Source organism: Nitrosomonas marina, from assembly GCF_900110145.1.
Lineage (GTDB): Bacteria > Pseudomonadota > Gammaproteobacteria > Burkholderiales > Nitrosomonadaceae > Nitrosomonas > Nitrosomonas marina.
Genome location: NZ_FOCP01000027.1, coordinates 1 through 20,191, shown reverse-complemented (window position 1 = coordinate 20,191; position 20,191 = coordinate 1). Strand labels below are relative to the sequence as shown.

General features: G+C 48.5%; 20 protein-coding genes. 18 read left to right on the top strand and 2 right to left on the bottom strand.

Annotated elements, in window-relative coordinates:
• Window positions 1-35 precede the first annotated feature (35 nt).
• Window positions 36-2,453: an endopeptidase La gene (gene lon / locus BMX44_RS14340; RefSeq protein WP_090634316.1), complete on the top strand. Its 2,418-nt coding sequence runs from the start codon at window positions 36-38 to the stop codon at window positions 2,451-2,453.
• A 357-nt stretch (window positions 2,454-2,810) separates the two neighbouring features.
• Here the strand turns inward: lon and BMX44_RS14335 are convergent, their stop codons facing one another.
• The gene (locus BMX44_RS14335) at window positions 2,811-3,440 is read right to left on the bottom strand and encodes a phosphoadenosine phosphosulfate reductase domain-containing protein (protein ID WP_090634314.1); all 630 of its coding nucleotides are present in this window, start codon (window positions 3,438-3,440) and stop codon (window positions 2,811-2,813) included.
• A 194-nt stretch (window positions 3,441-3,634) separates the two neighbouring features.
• On the opposite strand from BMX44_RS14335, the gene BMX44_RS14330 reads away from it, so the two are divergent.
• Window positions 3,635-4,237 carry a peroxiredoxin gene (locus BMX44_RS14330; RefSeq protein ID WP_090634313.1) on the top strand — a complete coding sequence of 201 codons (603 nt, stop codon included), beginning with the start codon at window positions 3,635-3,637 and terminating at the stop codon, window positions 4,235-4,237.
• A 271-nt stretch (window positions 4,238-4,508) separates the two neighbouring features.
• Here the strand turns inward: BMX44_RS14330 and BMX44_RS14325 are convergent, their stop codons facing one another.
• On the bottom strand, window positions 4,509-4,946 hold the full coding sequence (locus BMX44_RS14325) for a CBS domain-containing protein (RefSeq protein WP_090634311.1): 438 nt from the start codon (window positions 4,944-4,946) through the stop codon (window positions 4,509-4,511).
• Window positions 4,947-5,174: 228 nt separating this feature from the next.
• Between BMX44_RS14325 and BMX44_RS14320 the strand changes: the two genes are divergently transcribed.
• The 16 genes from BMX44_RS14320 (at window position 5,175) to BMX44_RS17575 (ending at window position 20,089) form a co-directional block, all read left to right on the top strand.
• Window positions 5,175-5,612 carry an NADH-quinone oxidoreductase subunit A gene (locus BMX44_RS14320; RefSeq protein ID WP_218143982.1) on the top strand — a complete coding sequence of 146 codons (438 nt, stop codon included), beginning with the start codon at window positions 5,175-5,177 and terminating at the stop codon, window positions 5,610-5,612.
• On the top strand, window positions 5,579-6,085 hold the full coding sequence (locus BMX44_RS14315; RefSeq protein WP_281246255.1) for an NADH-quinone oxidoreductase subunit B: 507 nt from the start codon (window positions 5,579-5,581) through the stop codon (window positions 6,083-6,085). The genes BMX44_RS14320 and BMX44_RS14315 overlap by 34 nt, the downstream gene beginning before the upstream one ends.
• On the top strand, window positions 6,078-7,790 hold the full coding sequence (gene nuoD, locus BMX44_RS14310; protein ID WP_090634308.1) for an NADH dehydrogenase (quinone) subunit D: 1,713 nt from the start codon (window positions 6,078-6,080) through the stop codon (window positions 7,788-7,790). Before BMX44_RS14315 ends, nuoD begins: the two co-directional genes overlap by 8 nt.
• A 13-nt stretch (window positions 7,791-7,803) precedes the next feature.
• Window positions 7,804-8,280, top strand: a complete 477-nt coding sequence (gene nuoE, locus BMX44_RS14305; protein WP_090634306.1) for an NADH-quinone oxidoreductase subunit NuoE — start codon at window positions 7,804-7,806, stop codon at window positions 8,278-8,280.
• Window positions 8,281-8,283: 3 nt separating this feature from the next.
• On the top strand, window positions 8,284-9,567 hold the full coding sequence (locus BMX44_RS14300) for a complex I 51 kDa subunit family protein (protein WP_090634304.1): 1,284 nt from the start codon (window positions 8,284-8,286) through the stop codon (window positions 9,565-9,567).
• A gap of 1 nt (window position 9,568) precedes the next feature.
• Window positions 9,569-11,878, top strand: a complete 2,310-nt coding sequence (nuoG, locus tag BMX44_RS14295) for an NADH-quinone oxidoreductase subunit NuoG (protein WP_177167777.1) — start codon at window positions 9,569-9,571, stop codon at window positions 11,876-11,878.
• Window positions 11,875-12,837 carry an NADH-quinone oxidoreductase subunit NuoH gene (nuoH, locus tag BMX44_RS14290; protein WP_090634301.1) on the top strand — a complete coding sequence of 321 codons (963 nt, stop codon included), beginning with the start codon at window positions 11,875-11,877 and terminating at the stop codon, window positions 12,835-12,837. Before nuoG ends, nuoH begins: the two co-directional genes overlap by 4 nt.
• A gap of 5 nt (window positions 12,838-12,842) precedes the next feature.
• Entirely contained in the window at window positions 12,843-13,397 is a 555-nt protein-coding gene (gene nuoI / locus BMX44_RS14285) for an NADH-quinone oxidoreductase subunit NuoI (RefSeq protein WP_090634299.1), read from the top strand.
• Window positions 13,398-13,466: 69 nt separating this feature from the next.
• Complete coding sequence (locus BMX44_RS14280) at window positions 13,467-13,961, top strand: NADH-quinone oxidoreductase subunit J family protein (protein WP_090634297.1); 495 nt, start codon at window positions 13,467-13,469, stop codon at window positions 13,959-13,961.
• Window positions 13,958-14,281: an NADH-quinone oxidoreductase subunit NuoK gene (nuoK, locus tag BMX44_RS14275; protein ID WP_090634295.1), complete on the top strand. Its 324-nt coding sequence runs from the start codon at window positions 13,958-13,960 to the stop codon at window positions 14,279-14,281. The genes BMX44_RS14280 and nuoK overlap by 4 nt, the downstream gene beginning before the upstream one ends.
• Window positions 14,278-16,215 (top strand): NADH-quinone oxidoreductase subunit L, encoded by a 1,938-nt coding sequence (gene nuoL / locus BMX44_RS14270; RefSeq protein WP_090634293.1) that lies wholly within the window; start codon window positions 14,278-14,280, stop codon window positions 16,213-16,215. Before nuoK ends, nuoL begins: the two co-directional genes overlap by 4 nt.
• 4 nt (window positions 16,216-16,219) lie before the next feature.
• Entirely contained in the window at window positions 16,220-17,722 is a 1,503-nt protein-coding gene (locus tag BMX44_RS14265; RefSeq protein ID WP_245738952.1) for a complex I subunit 4 family protein, read from the top strand.
• Window positions 17,709-19,112, top strand: a complete 1,404-nt coding sequence (locus tag BMX44_RS14260; RefSeq protein ID WP_090634290.1) for an NADH-quinone oxidoreductase subunit N — start codon at window positions 17,709-17,711, stop codon at window positions 19,110-19,112. The genes BMX44_RS14265 and BMX44_RS14260 overlap by 14 nt, the downstream gene beginning before the upstream one ends.
• 409 nt (window positions 19,113-19,521) lie before the next feature.
• On the top strand, window positions 19,522-19,767 hold the full coding sequence (locus BMX44_RS14250) for a hypothetical protein (protein ID WP_090634286.1): 246 nt from the start codon (window positions 19,522-19,524) through the stop codon (window positions 19,765-19,767).
• On the top strand, window positions 19,764-19,928 hold the full coding sequence (locus BMX44_RS17580) for a hypothetical protein (RefSeq protein WP_090634285.1): 165 nt from the start codon (window positions 19,764-19,766) through the stop codon (window positions 19,926-19,928). The genes BMX44_RS14250 and BMX44_RS17580 overlap by 4 nt, the downstream gene beginning before the upstream one ends.
• Window positions 19,929-19,930: 2 nt before the next feature.
• Window positions 19,931-20,089, top strand: coding sequence for a hypothetical protein (locus BMX44_RS17575; protein WP_425433719.1), 159 nt, complete (start codon window positions 19,931-19,933; stop codon window positions 20,087-20,089).
• Window positions 20,090-20,191: the final 102 nt, after the last annotated feature.

The window sequence follows — 20,191 nt, the reverse complement described above, 5'->3', positions numbered from 1 at the left end:
TAGATGCAACAATTCAATTTAAAAAGTAAACAGATATGACTTCCCTAGTAGATAATTCTGAACAGTTGACACTGCCACTACTCCCACTGCGGGACGTGGTCGTATTTCCGCATATGGTAATTCCGTTATTTGTCGGACGGCAAAAATCAATTAAAGCACTTGAACTTGCAATGGAGTCCAACAAAAACATTTTGCTGGTCGCGCAGAAAGTAGCATCCAAGGATGAACCAGAACCTGATGACATGTACGATGTCTGCAGTATTGCGAATATTTTACAGATGCTTAAATTACCAGATGGCACTGTTAAAGTTCTGGTTGAAGGCAATCAGCGTGCCCGCATACTGGAATTCATTGATGCTGAAAGCCATTTCGATGGAAAAGCCGTACCAATCATACAAGAACCGGACGATAAACCAGAAGCAGAAGCAATGCGACGGGCCTTGATGACGCAATTTGATCAATACGTCAAACTCAACAAAAAAATCCCGCCAGAAATTATTACGTCGCTGGGCGGAATAGACGAAGCAGGTCGCCTTGCCGACACTATTGCCGCTTACCTACCCTTAAAGCTGGAACAGAAACAGGACGTCTTGGAAATTTTTGATGTCGCCAAAAGATTAGAGCACTTGCTTGGACTTCTGGAAACCGAGCTCGACATCCTGCAGGTAGAAAAACGTATACGCGGCAGGGTTAAGCGTCAGATGGAAAAAAGTCAGCGCGACTATTATCTGAATGAACAGGTTAAGGCCATTCAGAAAGAACTTGGAGAAGGAGAAGATGGCGCTGATCTGGAAGAAATCGAGCGCAAAATCAAAGCAGCCCATATGCCCAAGGAAGCACGCGAAAAAGCGGAATCCGAGCTCAGAAAACTGCGACTGATGTCACCAATGTCCGCGGAAGCGACTGTTGTACGTAACTATATTGATGTGCTGATTGGTTTGCCCTGGAAAAAGAAAAGCAAAATCAGTATGGATCTTAGTGCAGCCGAAACTGTTTTGAATGAAGATCATTATGGTTTAGAAAAAGTCAAAGAACGAATTGTCGAATACCTGGCTGTTCAGCAGCGGGTTGACAAACTGAAAGCACCGATACTCTGCCTTGTTGGACCGCCCGGGGTAGGTAAAACATCTCTTGGGCAATCCATTGCACGAGCAGTTAATAGAAAATTTATCCGTATGGCACTCGGTGGCGTCAGAGATGAAGCTGAAATACGTGGCCACCGCAAAACGTACATTGGTTCAATGCCTGGAAAAATCCTGCAGAACATGACCAAAGTTGGTGTTAAGAATCCATTATTTCTTCTGGATGAAGTCGATAAAATGGGAATGGATTTTCGCGGTGATCCTGCATCGGCATTACTGGAGGTACTTGATCCAGAGCAAAATCATACATTTGTCGATCATTATGTCGAGGTCGAATATGACTTATCGGATGTGATGTTTGTGGCAACCGCCAATTCATTGAATATTCCACCTGCCCTACTCGACCGTCTGGAAGTAATTCATCTGTCTGGATATACCGAAGATGAGAAACTGAATATAGCTTCAAAATATCTGCTACCAAAACAGTTAAAAAACCACGGTTTGAAAAAAAGCGAGCTTTCACTTTCAGACACAGCATTGCGTGATATCGTGCGATACTACACGCGTGAATCAGGTGTTCGCGCGCTGGAGCGAGAAATTTCCAAAACCTGCAGAAAATCTGTCAAGGAGTTGTTGCTGGACAGTGAGAAAAAAAAGGCATCTGTTACCTCACGCAATCTTGACAAGTTTCTGGGTGTGCGCCGTTACTCGTACGGCGTTGCCGAGAAAGAAAACCAGATCGGACAGGTTACCGGACTGGCATGGACAGAAGTCGGTGGTGAATTACTGACCATTGAAGCAGTGGTCGTCCCGGGCAAAGGAAAAACCATAACCACCGGTAAACTCGGTGAGGTTATGCAGGAATCCATACAGGCGGCATTATCGGTTGTTCGCAGTCGCTCTCATCTGCTGGGCATACAGGAAGAGTTTTATCAGAAAAAGGACATTCACATTCATCTGCCCGAGGGCGCCACCCCGAAAGACGGTCCCAGCGCTGGTATCGGTATCTGTGTAGCCATGGTGTCAACGCTGGCAGATATTGCCGTTAGATCTGATGTAGCAATGACCGGAGAAATCACATTGCGCGGCGAGGTACTGCCAATAGGTGGACTCAAAGAGAAGCTGCTGGCTGCACATCGCGGCGGCATCAAGAAAGTGATCATTCCAGAAAAAAACGTCAAAGATCTTGCGGATATTCCAGACAATATCAAGAGCAGTTTGACCATCAAGCCTGTCAAATGGATTGACCAGGTTCTGGAGATTGCGCTCGAACACAAACCGCAATCCGTACCAACACCAATACCAGCCTCGGCAGCGACAATTCAGTCAGGTACAGAGGATAAAATGACGAATCGTGTCATCAAACATTAAACTTGAATATATCCTTGTTTTATGAATAATGGCTTGCAGGAAACCGCAAGCCATTATTGAATACTCTGGAAATGTATTGAGACTCTCTGTATGTACTGTTATTTACTACTTGCAGTAAAACAAGCCTGTATATAAACAATGTCGTCAGCAGACTGAAGGTTAATACAGCCAGTTAATATTCTGGTTGGCACAGATGTCGCTTAGTAATCATCAATAGCCCATTGCTACTTATTTATTCATCGAAATAAAGAGAAACGATCAAGCTGCAGTCGCTGTAACTGCAAGCCAATCATTTCAACATGACACTTTTTATCTGATTGTTGAACGCCCAATTTCTACAAAACCAGAAATAAACATTCATCTGACATGCAGTCCGCATTCCCGTTTTTGTTCCGCTTTGGCCGGATCAAAGTAATCCCATTCATTTGGAAGATCATGTTGTACTAGATAAGCCTCCATGTCGGCGTCTGTCCAATAAAAAACAGGGTTTAATTTAATTGTCCCGTAAATTTTGTCTTCGGAGACAATATCCAGTTTTTCACGAAACTGATTCTGTACTCTGCGTAATGACGTGAACCAAACGACGGGTGAAAGTTCATTCATACCACGGTTAAAAGGCTCTAATTTCATCATCTCGCTGAATTTTTTAAGCTCTGCTTCATTGTCAATATTCGGAACAGGCCCATAAATTGCGTCTCGATACGCGGCAGTCAACCTGGGGACGTAGATTTTGAGATTAAGATCGAGTGTTTCCCTAAGTTTTTCGACATGTCGATAAGTCGCAGGTCTGTTGTATCCATGATCTATCCATAACACAGGAATATGAGGCTGCACCCGGGTGCAGAGATGAAGAACAACAGCCTCCAGAGGGCCGAAACTGGTTGACACCATTGCCTGATTGTTCGCTCTGGAAATACCCCAGTTTACAATCTCCAAAGCGGATTTGTCTCGTAAGGCTGCGTTGTATTCAGATAGTCGTTCATTCATCTTTTTGTAGTTTCCATACGTTTAATTGTAGCTTTACGAGCATTAATACTGAACCTTTACGTAGTAAAACCAACAAACATATTTCATAAAATGAAACAAATTATAATTATATTATCTGTATGCACTGTACTGAAATGTAAAAGCCGGATTGCCTAAAATCCGGAACTCCCAAATAACACTTAAAAGGTTAATTTATGTCTACGCTTGTCACGTATCTTGCTCCCGATTTTACAAAACCTGCTGTTTTACCCGACGGTAGTATTGATGAAAATTTTAATTTTCATGCACATATTCGAGACAAATATGCAGTGCTGTTTTTTTATCCGCTGGATTTTACCTTCGTCTGTCCTTCGGAAATTATCGCACACTCACATCGTGCCAAGGATTTTCAGCAACGCAATGTAGAAGTCATCGGTGTATCTGTAGATTCGCATTTTACACATTATGCATGGCGCAACACGCCCATAACCCAAGGCGGTATCGGGCCGATTGATATTACCCTGGTATCGGATCTTGGTGGCGAGGTTATGAAAGCATATGGCGTCAGTCACCCGAATCATGTAGCGCTCAGAGGTTCTTTCCTGATCGACAAAAAAAGCATTGTTCGACACCAAGTTGTCAATGACTTGCCGCTTGGACGCGATGTTGACGAAATGTTGCGAATGGTGGATGCGCTGCAATTTTTTGAAGAACAGGGTGAACTCTGCCCGGCTGGCTGGAAAAAAGGAGATACAGGCATGAAAGCAAGTCCGGAAGGAGTCTCAGAGTACCTCCGTGATCACGCAGACAAATTGTAACGATGTAATGTATGGCATCGTTTAATAGCAGTCTTGTAGATCCAGAGCCAATAGATAATATATCAGAGCTATGATCTGCATAAAAGCAGGATTGCTCCAGTCTATTCTGTTTTCTCTGGTTTCAAATGGCCGGTTTTAATGAACCGGCCGCTTAGACAACACACTAAGAGCCTTCATGCGATTGTGAAACAAAAAGGACCAGACACAACAGAACCGGCATGCAACCCAGGCAGACAGTCTTCAAACCCCTGCGCTCAAGCTGTTACCCGTGTTATTCCGGTGTACTATATATATAACGCTCCAACTGATGAATGATAAATTGATGCTCTGAAATGATGTCTTTTACCAGATCACCAATGGAAATCAGGCCAACTACGCGTTCATTTTCCAAAACAGGCAAATGACGCACGCGCCTTTCGGTAATCAACGCCATGCAGTCCTTGTTGGTATAATCCGGATGTACATAAGCTACCTGACGCGTCATGATTTCATTGACTCGCATATCTTTGACAGGCTTGTCCATTAAATACGATTTTCGAGAAAAATCCCTTTCTGTCAAAATTCCCACAAGTTTCTCATCCTGCACAACCAGCAAAGCACCGATATTACTGTCTGCCATCAGCTGCATGGCTTCGGTGAGCGCAGTTTCCGGCGCGATACTTTTGACTTCATGACCTTTCTCATCAAGTAATTGCCCTACAGTTTTCATCCTATATCTCCTACTGGTTTCCTAGAAATACTTGCACAATCCGTTTCGTCTACAGGCACTATAAGCACAGTATAGCACTCTAGTCCAGTATGCTCACATTTCGCTGAGACGCTCGAATCACCCAGCTTGACTTTTAATTTGACTTATCGTAGCGTTTTATTGAAACTTGTATTATCCGGGCGATTATTTTCTTTAATCGTTATGCCGTTTCTGCACAGACTTTTTTTCGTGCAGTCGACAAATACCCGACTGTATATACGCCCATGGGAGGTGTCCAAAGTGCAAAATATGGAACCTGCTGCCATAATCGGTTCTTTTTCGTTGTTGATTCTGTTCGTGTTAGGCAGCTTGTTATGGATCGCACGATGGCTGGGCAGTTATCGCGCTCAGTGGGACAAAGAACAACCATTTGAGTGCGGTGTTCCACCAACGGGTGATGCACGAACACGTATGCCAGTATCATTCTACGTCATCGCAGTCTCTTTTCTGATATTCGATATCGAAGCCGCATTCTTGTTTATCTGGGCGGTGACTTACTGGGAGCTCGGTATCAGAGGAGTAATCGGCGCGTGTGTTTTTATTTTGATTCTGCTATTTGGCTTGATTTATGAGTGGCGAAAGGGAGGTCTGGAGTGGATTTCGGACAAAACACCCAAGGACCATTAACAGCAGTTTTCGGCCGACTCGAGGAAATGGTCTCCTGGGGACGAAAATATTCTTTGTGGCCATTTAACTTTGGCCTTTCATGTTGCTTCGTTGAGATGATGGCATCATTTACACCACGCCATGACATCGCCCGCTTCGGCGCTGAGGTAATGCGTGGCTCACCGAGGCAGGCTGATCTGTTAATTGTTTCAGGTACTGTGTTCATCAAAATGGCTCCCATGATTCTGCGCCTGTACAATCAGATGCTCGAGCCTAAATGGGTTATCTCGATGGGTTCTTGCGCTAATTCCGGCGGTATGTATGATATCTACAGCGTAGTTCAAGGAATTGACCGTATTCTTCCGGTCGATGTTTACGTACCAGGCTGCCCGCCCAGACCCGAGGCCTTACTTGAAGGACTGGTTTTGCTACAGGATTCGATCGGCCGCGAACATCGTCCGCTTGGTCTGAGAGTCGGAGACAAAGATGACTGATGCGGATGCGGAACTCATGAGTCAGCTAGCAACCCGCTTCAACGCTGTTATCGACGAACTGCCGTGCGACAGTATTAATACTGTATCAGTGGCACCGGAGCAGATTGCCGACACCCTGAAATTTCTAAAATATACTGCGACACCGCGATATGAGATGCTTTTCGATCTTTCTGCAATCGACGATACAGAACGCAAGAACAGATTGACAGTATTTTATCAACTGTTATCGCTATCCGGTAATACGGACCTGCGTATCAAGGTGCACATACCTTCAAACGATCCGGTATTGCCCAGCATCTGCTCTGTCTGGCAATGTGCCAACTGGTACGAGCGCGAACTCTACGACATGTTCGGTATTAATGTCAGCGATCACCCAAACCTGCGGCGTATTCTGATGCCTGAATACTGGGAAGGCCATCCTCTACGCAAGGAACATCCGAGCCGCGCCACAGAAATGGCGCCCTACAGTCTTCCGGAAGAACGCTATCGTACAATCATGGAGAGCTATCGTGCCGAGGACTATCACGAACCCGGAAACGCTGAAGATGAAATCACGCTGAATATCGGCCCCACCCACCCCGGTACCCACGGTTTGCTGCGCCTGGTTGTCCGGCTGGAAGGCGAAACAATCCGCAGCGTACGTCCGGAGATCGGTTTTCACCATCGCGGTGCTGAAAAAATGGCCGAACGCCAGACGTATCACAGCTATATTCCCTATACCGATCGGATCGATTATCTCTCCGGTGTACAGAATGAATTGCCTTATGTCCTGTCAGTCGAGCAACTAGCCGGAATCGAAGTGCCGGAACGTGCACAGGTCATGCGCGTCATGCTCTGCGAACTGTTTCGTATCTCCAGTCATCTGGTTTGGCTGGCCAGTTATTCACATGACCTGGGTGCGTTGGCTCCGCCATTTTATACATTTCGCGATCGCGAATATCTGTTCGATGTCATGGAAATGATAACGGGTGGTCGCATGCATCCGGCTTTTTTCCGTATCGGCGGCGTTGCCCTGGATTTACCAGAGGGGTGGCACACAGCACTGCAGGCTTTTTTAAAGCGCATGCCTGATGCGGTCGATGAATACCAAGCATTACTGACCGGTAATACTATTATGCATCACCGCAGTCGTGGCATCGGCATATTGTCCGCGCAGAATGCAATTGACTGGGGAATCAGCGGCCCCAATCTACGCGCCAGCGGGGTTGACTGGGATTTGCGTAAACGCCGCCCCTACAGCGGCTACGAACACTATGATTTCGATGTGCCGACTGCTACAGAAGGTGATTCACTCGCCCGCGCCGAATTACGGCTGGAAGAAATTCGGCAAAGTCTGCGTATTGTCGAACAGGCAATGACAAATATGCCGGAAGGACCGATACTCTCCGACCAGGCACGTTACGCCTTTGCGAGAAAAGCAGCAACGCTGCAGGATATTGAAACACTGATTCATCATTTTATCACTGTAGGGCATGGCATGACGTTTCCTACAGGAGAAAGCCTGTTCATTACTGAGGCACCCAAAGGCATGAATGGCTATTATGTAGTCAGTAATGGCACCGAACACCCATACCGTCTGCGCATCCGTACGCCTTCTTTTCCGCACATGCAGGCTCTGGCGTTACTTGCAACCGGGCATTTTCTCGCTGACTTGTTTGCCATTCTCGGTTCCATTGATTATATCCTGGCTGATATCGACCGTTAACGGGAGCGTTTGTATGACTGATATAGATACATTGCAAAAAGATTTGGCCAATCTGCCACCCGATCATCCGGATCGCCGGGCAGCAGCGGTACCGGCCATGCTGTCCTTACAATCCGAAACCGGATATCTTGACGACGCCGCCATTGAAAAAATTGCCGAAGTTACTGGTTTGTCCTCAACAGAGATTGAAGAACTGGCGACATTTTACAGCCTGATTTACCGTCGCCCGACTGGACGCCACATTGTCCAAATATGCGACAGCGTTTGTTGCAGCATGCGCGGCGCAGACCAGCTACTGACCGCAGCCGAACACTATCTTGGTGTTTCACTCGGCAACCTCGCGTCAGAAAACGCCCCCACCGTCCTGCCAAGCATCTGTCTGGGCCTGTGTGACAAGGCACCTGCAGCCCTGGTTGACGGCGAAGCTGCAGGTCCTTTGAGTCGCACCTTGCTGGAAGCGTTGCTGAAACGTCTACAAACAGAAGAATAGTGTATGGAAGCCATCTTGACCCGCCATCTCGATCAGGACAATCCGCAGAATCTGGCCGCTTACCAGGCTATTGGAGGTTATCGCAGTCTGAGTGCCGCATTTGACCTCAAACCTGAAAAAATAATTGAAACAGTGGAAGCAGCCAACCTACGCGGTCGGGGCGGCGCCGGTTTTTCATGCGGGATGAAATGGCGTTTGCGGGGAGCAGATGCGCCGTCACCGCGTTATCTGGTATGTAATCTTGATGAATCCGAACCGGGCACATTCAAGGATCGCTACCTGCTTTACGGTGCTCCACATGCCATTATTGAAGCCGTTATTGTTTCTGCCTTCGCACTTCAGGCCGAACGCGCTTTTATATTTGTCAGGGGTGAGTACGCCAAAGGTGGCCACAGGCTGATTCAGGCAATCCGTGAAGCGGAAACAGCCGGATTGTTGGGGCGCAATCTGGGGGGCAGCGGTTTTGATCTGCATATCGAAGTGCACCTCAGTGGCGGACGTTATATCTGTGGCGAGGAAACCGCCCAGATCAATGCCATTGAAGGCAAACGCCCCAATCCGCGTCCTAAAATTCCGCGTCCGAGCACGCATGGACTCTGGGGCCAGCCAACGACTACCAATAATGTTGAAACCCTGGTCAATGTTCCGCATATACTGATTAACGGTGCCGAATGGTTTCGCCGTCTTGGCATCAATGGTGGCTGCGGAACAAAGCTGTTCTGCGTCAGTGGCAAAGTAAAGCATCCGGGTGTATTCGAATTGCCCTGCGGCACGCCGGCAAGGGAATTGATCTTCAAACACGCTGGAGGTTTGGATAATGACGAAAGAACTTTGCTCGGTTTTCTACCCGGCGGCGCTTCAACTGCATTTTTGCTACCCCAACATCTGGATGTACCGATGGATTTCGATCCGGTTGCCGAAGCAGGCTCCCGGCTCGGTACAGGCAGCCTGATTATTCTGGACGACACCACCTGTCCGATCGAAACCGTGCTGAATCTCACGCGTTTCTTTGCACGTGAATCCTGTGGATTCTGCACTCCCTGCCGCGACGGATTGCCTTATCTGGCACAAATTCTGACCGCCATCGCAACCGGAAATGGTTCAGCCGATGATCTGACACTGCTGGATGAATTCTGTTCCACAATAGCTACGCAGTCATTTTGCGCATTTGCACCCGGAGCAGTCATGCCACTCGTCAGCAGCCTTAAAAATTATTATGAACACTACGAGCAACATGTCATAACCCAACGCTGCCCGTTTGATGCTAGCGGAAAGGAAGCGGTGTAAAATGGATACGATTCTGATTGACGGCCGCAGCATTCCATTCGAACCTGGAGAAAATATTCTGCAGGCCGCGCTGAAAGCGGATATCCAAATTCCCCATTTTTGCTATCACGCTGCGCTTGGCAGTCTGGGTGCATGCCGTCTCTGTGCTGTCGAAATCAAACCCAAGGATTCTGATAAAGCCGCGCACGTGGTTATGGCATGCCTTGAACCTGCCCAAACAGGATTGGAAGTATCGCTCTCAGCCAAAGCAGCACAACAGGTCAGAAGACATGTTATCGAGCTGCTGATGGTCAATCATCCTCATGACTGTCCCATCTGTGATGAAGGAGGTGAGTGTCATCTGCAGGAAATGACTGTTGCCTGTGGCCCGTCATACCGCCGCTACCGTGGTAACAAGCGCACCTTCCCTAACCAGGATCTTGGCCCGTTGATCCACCATGAAATGAACCGATGCATCACTTGCTACCGATGCACACGTTTTTACCAGGACTATGCATTGGGCAATGACTTTGGCGCCATGCGCTTGCGTAACGAAGTTTATTTCGGCCGCTTTCAGGATGGCCCGCTGGAAAACCCCTTTGCCGGCAATCTGGTTGAAATCTGTCCGACTGGCGTATTTACCGATGCTGTCTTTCGGCAGCATTTTGCACGCACCTGGGATTTAAAAACAGCACCGTCGATTTGCCCACATTGCAGCGTCGGCTGCAATACACTGCCAGGAGCCCGGGATGGCACGCTACGCAGAGTACGCAATCGCAAACACCAAGAATTGAACCGCTGGTTTATTTGCGACAGGGGGCAATACGGCCATCAGTACAGTGAACACAATACCCGTCCCTTGTCGCCGCGGGTTTCCGGAACCAATACAGATTACCGGAGTGCTCTTGCTGCGGCAGCCAGAGAAATACAGGCTGCAGCGGAGCGTACTGGCGGGATCGGATCCGTGCGCGAAGATTTGGAAGGCAACGTGATGCTTCGGAGTTTGTTAAATGATTTGAAAGGGATTTTTACAGCATTCAATGATCCCGAACTGGAGACAGCAACACTCACCGCAGTCAGCCGGATGCAGGAACTCGACAATACACCGCATCTCGCAGCCCTGGAACAGACTGACGCTGCTTTAATTACAGGCGATCTGACCTTTCATGCACCAATGATTGACCTTGCCTTGCGCCAGGCCTGGCGCAATGGCGCCAAGCTGGCCATGCTGCACAGCAGCGCCGCGCAATTGACGCAATTCGCATCCACGGCTGCAACTATTGCCCCCCGTAAAATGCACGATATGCTAACGCAACTGTACAGGCAGATTAGCAGACAGTCCGGGGCTAACGATGCAGTCACTCAAACTATAAAAACAATCGCTGCTACACTTTCACAGGCACGCCAGCCTCTGATGGCCGGTGTTGTAGAAACTTCAACTGCACAAGACATAATCGCGCTGGCGGAACTGGCAAAAGCATTGGAGTCAACAGCACAACTCATTTATGTATTACCCGGACCCAATGCCTACGGCGCCGCCCTGCTTTCCGCGGCGGGCGAAACGGTTACTTTGCTGAGAGCAGCTGAACGAGGCGAAGTCCAGACACTGATCGTGGCCGGCAGCGATCCGCTCAGCGAGCCACGTTCCGGAGCACGCTGGCGCGCAGCACGCCAAAATATTAATACACTGATTGTGCTTGACTGTATCGCAACCGCTACGGCAGAGGCTGCCGATATACTGATCCCCGTTGCCGCCTGGCCTGAGCGTAGCGGCACTTTCGTCAATTACGAAGGTCGCGCCCAGGGATTTTCCACAGTCTTTCATCGTCCGGAATATCTACCCAGCACAGCAGATATCATCTCAGAGATATCCCACTTACTGGGAAATCCACTCCGTGATGCCGCATCCATGCTACAGGACAGCTTTCCCGGTTTTCAAGCACCAGCACCCGGTACGCCAGGTGCGCACATTTCCGCCCAACACTTGCCCATACAGTATAGCGAATTGATTCAAACCAAGTCGCATTCATCTAATAACGGCTGGCAAGCAGCACTGGCAAGCTGGTTAGGTGACGATCCGCTCGCCGGTTTTTCCCCTGCTCTGACGAAACTTGCACCTCCAAACGCAGCACTGATCAATCCCGAATCAGCCGTTCGTGCGAGTTTAAAAAACGGTGCCAGAGTCAGACTATGGAATTCTGTCAGTTCTGTGGAAACATCCATACAGATCAACCCGAGCGTTGCAAATGGGACTGTCGCTATCCAGCGCAGCATACTCGCCCGACTGGGTATCGGCCATGGAGATTCAGTTAATCTGGAGCAACTTGTATGACGATCACTCAATGGCTGTTTGCATTTTCAATACTGTTGCTGGTTCTGCTTTCTCTGTTTTTAATTGCCGCATTCATGGTATATGCAGAACGGCGTGTACTTGCCTTGTTGCAAGACCGGCTCGGCCCAAACCGTGCAGGTCCCTTTGGGTTGCTGCAACCTGTCGCTGATCTTCTCAAGCTGATCACCAAAGAGCATTTCATTCCCCCTTTTGCCGATCGCAGTATCTATACTATTGCACCGATCATTGTACCGTTTACCGCGCTACTGAGTTTCGCTGTCGTACCCGTCGATGATGACTGGTGGCTGGCTGACATCAACATCGCGTTGTTGTTTGTCCTGGCACTCTCATCACTGCGAGTTTACGGCATCATGCTTGGCGGATGGGCCTCAAACAGCAAATATCCCCTGTTTGGCGGTCTGAGGTCGGCGGCACAGATGATCAGCTACGAATTACCCATGGGGCTTGCGCTAATGGGCGTAGTGATGCTAAGCGGATCATTCAGTCTGGTCGATATTGTCGCAGCCCAGTCGTTACCTTTTATTTTTTTGCAGCCAATTGGTTTTTTTATATTTCTGATTTGCGGCATTGCAGAGACAAATCGTCTGCCATTTGATCTTCCCGAAGCGGAAAATGAACTGGCGGCAGGCTATAGCACCGAGTATGGAGGCATTCAGTTTGCACTCTTCTTCTTGGGTGAATACATAGGTGTTTTGCTGATTGCCGCACTTGCAACCGTACTGTTTCTAGGCGGCTGGCACGGCCCCTGGCTGCCAGGTGTCTGTTGGTTTGCAATAAAAATGCTGATACTGATTCTGCTGTTTTTCTGGCTGCGTACAAGCATGCCCAGGTTGCGTTACGATCAGCTGATGAGTTTTGGCTGGAAACTGTTATTACCTGCGGCATTGATTAACCTCATGATAACAGCCGTAATCGGGCTGTTCTGGATAAAAGGGTGAAGTTCATGCTAAAAAAACCAATCCCATCTTACCAATCAACGCAAGGAACCGGAATACTACGATCACTATGGACAGTGCTTCGTCATGCATTTACCAAGCGCGATACGATACCATACCCTGATGTAAAACGCTCTTTGCCAGCCCGCTGGCGTGGACGCATCGTGCTGACGCGCGACCCTGACGGCGAGGAACGTTGCGTAGCCTGCTATCTCTGTTCGGCGGTTTGTCCTGTGGACTGCATTCACCTGCAGTCGCGACAAATGGACGAAGGACGGCGCTACCCTGAAACTTTCACCATTGATTTCAGCCGCTGCATTTTCTGTGGATTTTGCGAGGAGGCTTGCCCGACACTGGCCATCCAGCTGACACCGGATTTTGAAATGTGTGAAAAACACCATGCAAGCCTGGTTTACGACAAACAACAATTATTGATTGACGGACAGGGAAAACATCCCGGTTACAATTTTTATCGTCGCGCTGGCGTAGCCATACCCGGCAAGGCAATCGGTGAAGCTGAATGCGACACTCCGCCCGTCGATCGTGACAGCAACTTACCATAATCAGCGTAATGTACATGAGGGCATATAGCAAGAATAATCGGAAACTGTATCAAATCTGTGGAAACAGTTATGTATGAAATTATTTTTTATCTTACCGCTGCTGTTACTGTGCTGGCGGCCGGTTCAATACTGATCGTCCGCAACCCGATACATGCCGCGTTGTATCTTGTCATTGCCTTGCTGGCGCTGGCACTCTTGTTTTTCCTGCTCGGCGCTCCATTGCTGGCTGCACTGCAAGTCATGATTTATGCAGGCGCCATCATGGTGTTATTCTTGTTTTTAATTATGGTAATGAATCTGCGACCAACACAGGAACAACTGCCGTTTTTGTCTGCTGGCTGGAAAGTACCTGCTTTTTTGGCATTGATTCTATGGCTGGAATTGCTGGTGTTATTTTTCGGACTTTTACCCGAACCCGCAGATGAAACAATTACAGTTATCGAACCCAAAGTGGTCGGTGAGTCGTTATTCGGGCCTTATCTTCTGGTGGTCGAAGCTGCGGCTATTTTACTGCTGGCCGCGCTCATTGCCGTACTATATCTCAGCCGAAAGAAGCGCTTATGATCCCGCTCAGCCATAGTCTCATCATTGCCGCGTTGCTATTCACGCTGGGGCTGCTGATCATCATGCTGCGACGCGAACTGCTGTTTATTTTGATGGGACTGGAAGTTATGTTCAACGGCGCCGCGTTGACAGCCATAGCGGCCGGTCAGTATTGGACGAACGCCGATGGTCAGGTACTGACGATTTTCCTGACGGTTGTCACGGCTGCTGAACTGGCGATTGCGCTGATTCTGGTGTGGCTTGTATTTGAGCGCCTTAATACAACACGGGCAGACAATTTAAAGCTGCTCAAAGACAATATCGACAGAGGTCCGCCGTGAATCAGTTGCTATGGTTGATACCCGGCGCACCCATCCTCAGCGCTTTGATCATCGTCTTGCTGGGTGGGTTCTTGCGATACAGGCATATCGCTGTTCTTGCTAGTTGCGCAGCAGCAGCCGCTTTTCTGACCGTGCTGTTGGCATGGCTTAACGGCGCTGCAAATGCTCAACCTTTGCAACAAACAGTATACACCTGGGTGGCTGTTGGTGATTGGCGCCCCACTGTCGGGCTAATGCTTGACCGGATCTCTCTGGTCATGGTCAGTGTCGTCAGCGGCGTCGGTTTACTGATTCACCTCTATTCGATTGCCTTCATGGCGAAAGACAATGACTACCGCCGCTATTATTTTTTTCTTAATCTGTTTTTAGGCGGCATGCTGTTGCTGGTACTGGCCGACAATCTGCTATTACTTTATCTGGGATGGGAACTGGTCGGACTCTGCTCATTTGCCTTAATCGGTTTCTGGTACCGCGACCCTGTGCGTGCCTCTGCGGGGCGCAAGGCGTTTATCACCACGCGTATCGGCGATCTGTCGCTGGCGCTTGGTATCTTTCTGCTGTTCAGTCAATTTAATACGCTATCGCTGCCAGTTTTGTTTGATGCCATCTCTGAACAGTGGCAGCCTAATTCGCAACTGGCCGCAATTACAGCTTTCATGATTTTCGCCGGTGCTGTCGGCAAATCAGCACAGATTCCACTACAAGTCTGGTTGCCTGATGCGATGGCCGGACCGAGTCCTGTTTCCGCACTGATTCATGCCGCCACCATGGTGACGGCCGGGGTTTACCTGATTGCCCGTATGCATCCGCTATTTGAACTGACACCGCTGGTACAATGGACGGTAGCAGCCATTGGCGCGGTGACGATACTTTATGGGGCCAGCTCGGCACTGGCTCAAAATGATTTGAAACGCGTACTGGCCTACTCAACAATCAGCCAGATCGGTTATATGTTTCTAGCGCTGGGCTGCGGCGCATATGCATTCGCGCTGTTTCATCTGGTTACGCACGCTTTTTTCAAGTCTTTGCTGTTTCTCACCGCAGGTGCAATCATTCAGGCCAACAACCATGAGCATGACATTCACCGTCTGGGAAGCCATGGTGGTCACTCTCTTCTGATGCACGGTTGTTTTCTGGTCGGCGCCGCTTCGCTTGCGGGTATCCCCGTGATCACCGCCGGGTTTTACAGCAAAGAAGCCATTCTGACCACCGTCTGGCCGGCATCGACCGGTCAGCTGCTCTGGGTTATTGCGGCGTTGGGTACATTGGTAACCTCAATTTATATATTCCGGACTTATTTTCTGTTATTTCAGAATTCTCAAAAGGCTGTTTCAATATCGCCCGTCAATCGAATGATGGTCTGGCCGCTGTTCATCCTGGCTTTACTCAGTATTACAGCCGGTTTTGTGGAGTTCCCGGCCGGATGGCCGGGACCGCAACTCTGGAGCACCTGGTTAGAGAATGAATTTGGTACAGCAACACATCCACCGCTTGCGACAGTATACGTATTGCAGTTGATAGCCAGTTTACTGCCTCTACTGGGCGCGGGCATTGCTTTTTTGCTGGTGCGCCGCGAAAAAACAGGTTACCGCCTTCCTCTATCGGATTTCTTGCGTGATGGCTGGAAATTTGATGCTACGTATAAAATTGTGCTGGTAGGCGGTTATTTCAGACTGGCCCATTTTTTTAAATTGATAGAGTCACTACTGATTGACGCTATGCTGCATAAAATGACACGCGGATACAAGGTTTTCGCCACATATTGTCGCACCGGATTCGAGTACGGCGTGCTGAATAGGGGATTGAATGGTTTGCTGTCGGGATTACGTTTCGGACATGCACAACTCAGCACCGCACAAAATGGCCTGTTGAATCGTTATGCTCTGATGATTTGTGCTGGAGCTGTCTTCTTATTGGGCTACTGGTTATGGTAAATCTATGATGTACTGGTTGAGTGTTTTAATCTTTTTGCCTTTGTCTGGCGCCCTGTTGATCGTTCTGGCGTGGCACAACAATGTTGTCATGGCCCGCAGGGCGGCACTGCTTTTTTCTGCTGCCGAGCTTCTGATTGCCCTGGGTCTCTGGTGGTTTGCCAATCCCGGATCTGATGGATATATGTACATCGTCCGAGCATCCTGGATTCCTTCCATGGGCATTCAATTTCTGCTCGGCATGGATGGACTCAGCCTGCTATTGGTTTTATTGACAGCCTTACTCATCCCAATCGCGATATTGGTATCATGGCATTCGATCAAGCTTCACTGGCCTGTTTTCGCTGCGCTCCTGCTCGCTACAGAGGCTGGTATTATGGGTGTTTTTCTGGCACTTGACCTGATCCTGTTCTATGTATTCTGGGAACTCATGCTGGTTCCGATGTATTTTTTAATCGGAATATGGGGCCATGAACGACGGCTATATGCTGCCTATAAATTTTTTCTTTTTACGCTGACAGGCTCTTTGTTAATGCTGGTATCAATCTTGGGACTGTACTTCATTCATGGTGAGCAGACCGGAACTTATACCTTCGATTACTTCGCGCTGCTGCACACCGATCTCCCTGACAATACCGGAATGTGGCTCATGCTGGGTTTTTTTGCGGCGTTCGCCGTAAAAATTCCGGTCTTTCCGGTTCACAGCTGGCTGCCCGATGCGCATACAGAAGCACCAACTGCCGGCAGTATCATACTGGCTGGCCTGCTATTGAAAACCGGAGCCTACGGTCTGTTGCGCTTCTGTTTGCCACTGTTTCCTGAAGATTCTCTCGAATTTGCACCGTTCGCGATGGCACTGGGTGTAGTCGGCATTCTTTACGGCGCCTTCCTCGCACTGGTACAGGAAGATCTCAAACGTTTGATCGCATACTCTTCCATCAGCCATCTCGGTTTTGTCGTACTGGGAATTTATGCCTGGAACCAGGAAAGCCTTCATGGCGCCATGATACTGATACTCGCTCACGGTATAACGACCAGTGCGATGTTTGCCATTGTCGGCATGCTCGAGGAACGATCGCACACCCGTTTACTGTCTCGTATGGGAGGATTGCTGCTACCGATGCCGCGTTTAGGCACAATGCTGCTATTGTTCACACTTTCTGCCATGGGAATGCCGGGACTGGCCAATTTTGTCGGTGAATTTCTAGTGTTAGCCGGCGTCTACCAGATTTCCGCCTCGTTCGCCATCGCTGGTGCCATGGGTATTGTTGCGGGTGCGATTTATCTACTCTGGATGTATCAGCGTGCCATGCTCGGCGAAGTAAACGAAAGCCCGGCATGGCGCGACCTTGATCTTCGGGAGTTATCGGTTCTTGCGATACTGACAATTCTTGTACTCTGGCTGGGTTTATATCCTGCGCCTTTCCTGGATTATTTGCAGAATCCGACCGATACCATTATCGAATTGAATACGGTTGTCATCACAGGAACGGAAGATGCAAGCCATTGACCTGATCAATCTTGGACCTTTTATTATACTGGGTCTGGGTGGAATCACTGTACTCGGCCTGGGCATCTTGCCTGGACATGTATCAACGCGCACTCTGACTGCCGTTACAATTATAGTTTTAATACTCGGTACCGCTGCGACCATTTTGTGGAAAGTGCCCCATGAAATAGACGGGATCTTAGTATTCGACAGATTGAGTCGTTTATTCATCCAGCTTTGCATGCTCGGCGCGATAGTCATAACCGTTCTCTCCTTGTACTACCCGCCGACTCAGAAAGAAATGCGGGAAGAATATTTAAGCCTGATACTGTTCACAACGCTTGGAATGGTGCTATTCATTTCTTCTCAGAATCTCGTGATGGCCTTTGTCGGGCTGGAGATTCTGTCAGTACCGCTTTTCGCTTTGATTGCGTGGCTACCAAAACAGAAACACGCAATTGAAGGCGGTATAAAATATGCCATGCTCGCAGGTATTGCTGCGGCTTTTTTTTTATATGGCACGACTCTGGCCTACGTCAATTCCGGCAGTTTGAACATAACCGCACTTAGTCAGTCGCTATCTGACGGGCATCTGCCTGCAATCGCCGTCACCCTGTTGCTGGTGGGTATGGGTTTTAAACTGGCGCTGGTGCCCTTTCATATGTGGTCGCCTGACATCTATCAGGCTGCCCCCGCCCCGGTAACGGCCTTGTTCGCCAGTATCGCTAAGGCAGCCGTACTGATATTTCTTATTCGTCTGTTATGCCTGAATCTACAGCCGGTATGGGAAGCGTTGCTGCCACTGCTATGGATTCTTGCGGTGATCAGCATGTTTGCCGGTAATCTTCTGGCGTTATTTCAGCAGAATATAAAACGGCTGCTTGCTTATTCATCGATAGCACATATCGGTTACATATTCGTTGCACTGGCAGCCGGTAACTCTTTGGGACGCGACGCTGCCATTTACTATTCGCTGGCGTATGCACTGATGAATCTCGGTGCTTTTGCCGTTGTTGCCGCACTCGCCCTGTCAGACAAGGATCGACAAAGTCTGGAGGAATATCGTGGGCTTGGACGACAGTATCCCATTCTTGGAATATCCATGGCTATCAGCCTGCTGGCCCTCGCAGGCCTGCCCCCGACAGCTGGATTTGTTGCCAAATTACTCGCTTTTGGTTCGGCGGTCGAAGCTGGTCATTTCATTCTGGCCATTATTGCAGTAATCAACACTGCAATTGCCTTCTACTACTATTTACATATCCTGATCATTTTTTTTGCAGAGGAAAAAGAAAGAACAGGGCAATATATCGTTCCACTGCCGAGAGGCACCCTCGCCAGCGTGATTGTAATCAATTCATTAATCATAGGACTCGGTATTTTTCCAGAACTTATCACCACAGACTTTCCGTAAAATAATTCATTCAGAAACTTTCTCTGATATTCTGGAAATTGATGATACACGTATCTGCAATCGGGCTTTGTTCAGACTTCTGTCACACACACAAAACAGCTAAAGAAGCGTAGCCTGTCCGGCTCTTAAACCATCGCACCTGCCGCAGATCTTGACAAGGAAATTGATGCAGCGTGTTGAGTCGAAAATTGATGAGATTGTTGGGCAAGATGCGACGCCAAAGGCTAAAACGCCTGTCGTGGACTTTCAGCTATGGTCAGTTAAGTTTAAAAATAAAATCAACTGGTATACGATATACAGCATATATCGAACGATTGTCAGGCAGTATCCTTACCAAGGAGACGCCCCTTTACCCTATTTTTACGAAATACCGGAAACAGTTTTAGTTTACCTCTAAAACAGGATCAAAATGCAGGAAGCAATTGTTGTCATTAATGCCGGTTCGTCCAGTATCAAGTTTGCTGTCTATGCCTCAGCACAGAACACGCGTTCGTTTAATATGCACTATCGTGGAAAACTGACCGGTATTGGGCATCAGAATGATTTTACTCTGGTAGACAACCATGGCGACACACTTGTCATCACAGAACGGTTGCGTACAGAAACCACAAAGATACGCACCCATGATCAGGCACTGTCAGTGATTGTAGACTGATAAATGATCAAGCAGGTAATTTTTCACTTATTGCTGCAGGTCATCGTGTCGTGCATGGTGGTGTAAAGTTTTCGTCACCGGTAATGGTGAATGAAGCAATTCTCTCAGACCTGAAAAGTTTTATTCCACTCGCCCCGCTGCATCAACCTTATCAAATTTAGCCATTGAAATCCTGGCGAAATTATATCCTGGCATGGTCCAGATCGCCTGTCTCGATACCGCTTTCCATCGTAACCAGCCGTATGTCGCACAACAGTTTGCGCTGCCCAGATCGCTGCAGAACAGGGAATTGTCAGATATGGTTCCATGGATTATCTTATGAATATATTGTAAGCGTCCGGCGCGACCATCTATAATTTTTCTTGTTTTAATGCTTCGATAAATTCCGGCGTTAACGGCAACAACTCATCAATACGGCTATTAG

Bases quoted from the DNA above. Each gene is read 5' to 3' on its own strand.
- lon (WP_090634316.1), top strand. From the start codon at position 36: ATGACTTCCCTAGTAGATAATTCTGAACAGTTGACACTGCCACTACTC.
- BMX44_RS14335 (WP_090634314.1), bottom strand. From the start codon at position 3,440: ATGAATGAACGACTATCTGAATACAACGCAGCCTTACGAGACAAATCC.
- BMX44_RS14330 (WP_090634313.1), top strand. From the start codon at position 3,635: ATGTCTACGCTTGTCACGTATCTTGCTCCCGATTTTACAAAACCTGCT.
- BMX44_RS14325 (WP_090634311.1), bottom strand. From the start codon at position 4,946: ATGAAAACTGTAGGGCAATTACTTGATGAGAAAGGTCATGAAGTCAAA.
- nuoD (WP_090634308.1), top strand. From the start codon at position 6,078: ATGACTGATGCGGATGCGGAACTCATGAGTCAGCTAGCAACCCGCTTC.
- nuoE (WP_090634306.1), top strand. From the start codon at position 7,804: ATGACTGATATAGATACATTGCAAAAAGATTTGGCCAATCTGCCACCC.
- BMX44_RS14300 (WP_090634304.1), top strand. From the start codon at position 8,284: ATGGAAGCCATCTTGACCCGCCATCTCGATCAGGACAATCCGCAGAAT.
- nuoG (WP_177167777.1), top strand. From the start codon at position 9,569: ATGGATACGATTCTGATTGACGGCCGCAGCATTCCATTCGAACCTGGA.
- nuoH (WP_090634301.1), top strand. From the start codon at position 11,875: ATGACGATCACTCAATGGCTGTTTGCATTTTCAATACTGTTGCTGGTT.
- nuoI (WP_090634299.1), top strand. From the start codon at position 12,843: ATGCTAAAAAAACCAATCCCATCTTACCAATCAACGCAAGGAACCGGA.
- BMX44_RS14280 (WP_090634297.1), top strand. From the start codon at position 13,467: ATGTATGAAATTATTTTTTATCTTACCGCTGCTGTTACTGTGCTGGCG.
- nuoK (WP_090634295.1), top strand. From the start codon at position 13,958: ATGATCCCGCTCAGCCATAGTCTCATCATTGCCGCGTTGCTATTCACG.
- BMX44_RS14265 (WP_245738952.1), top strand. From the start codon at position 16,220: ATGATGTACTGGTTGAGTGTTTTAATCTTTTTGCCTTTGTCTGGCGCC.
- BMX44_RS14260 (WP_090634290.1), top strand. From the start codon at position 17,709: ATGCAAGCCATTGACCTGATCAATCTTGGACCTTTTATTATACTGGGT.
- BMX44_RS14250 (WP_090634286.1), top strand. From the start codon at position 19,522: ATGCAGGAAGCAATTGTTGTCATTAATGCCGGTTCGTCCAGTATCAAG.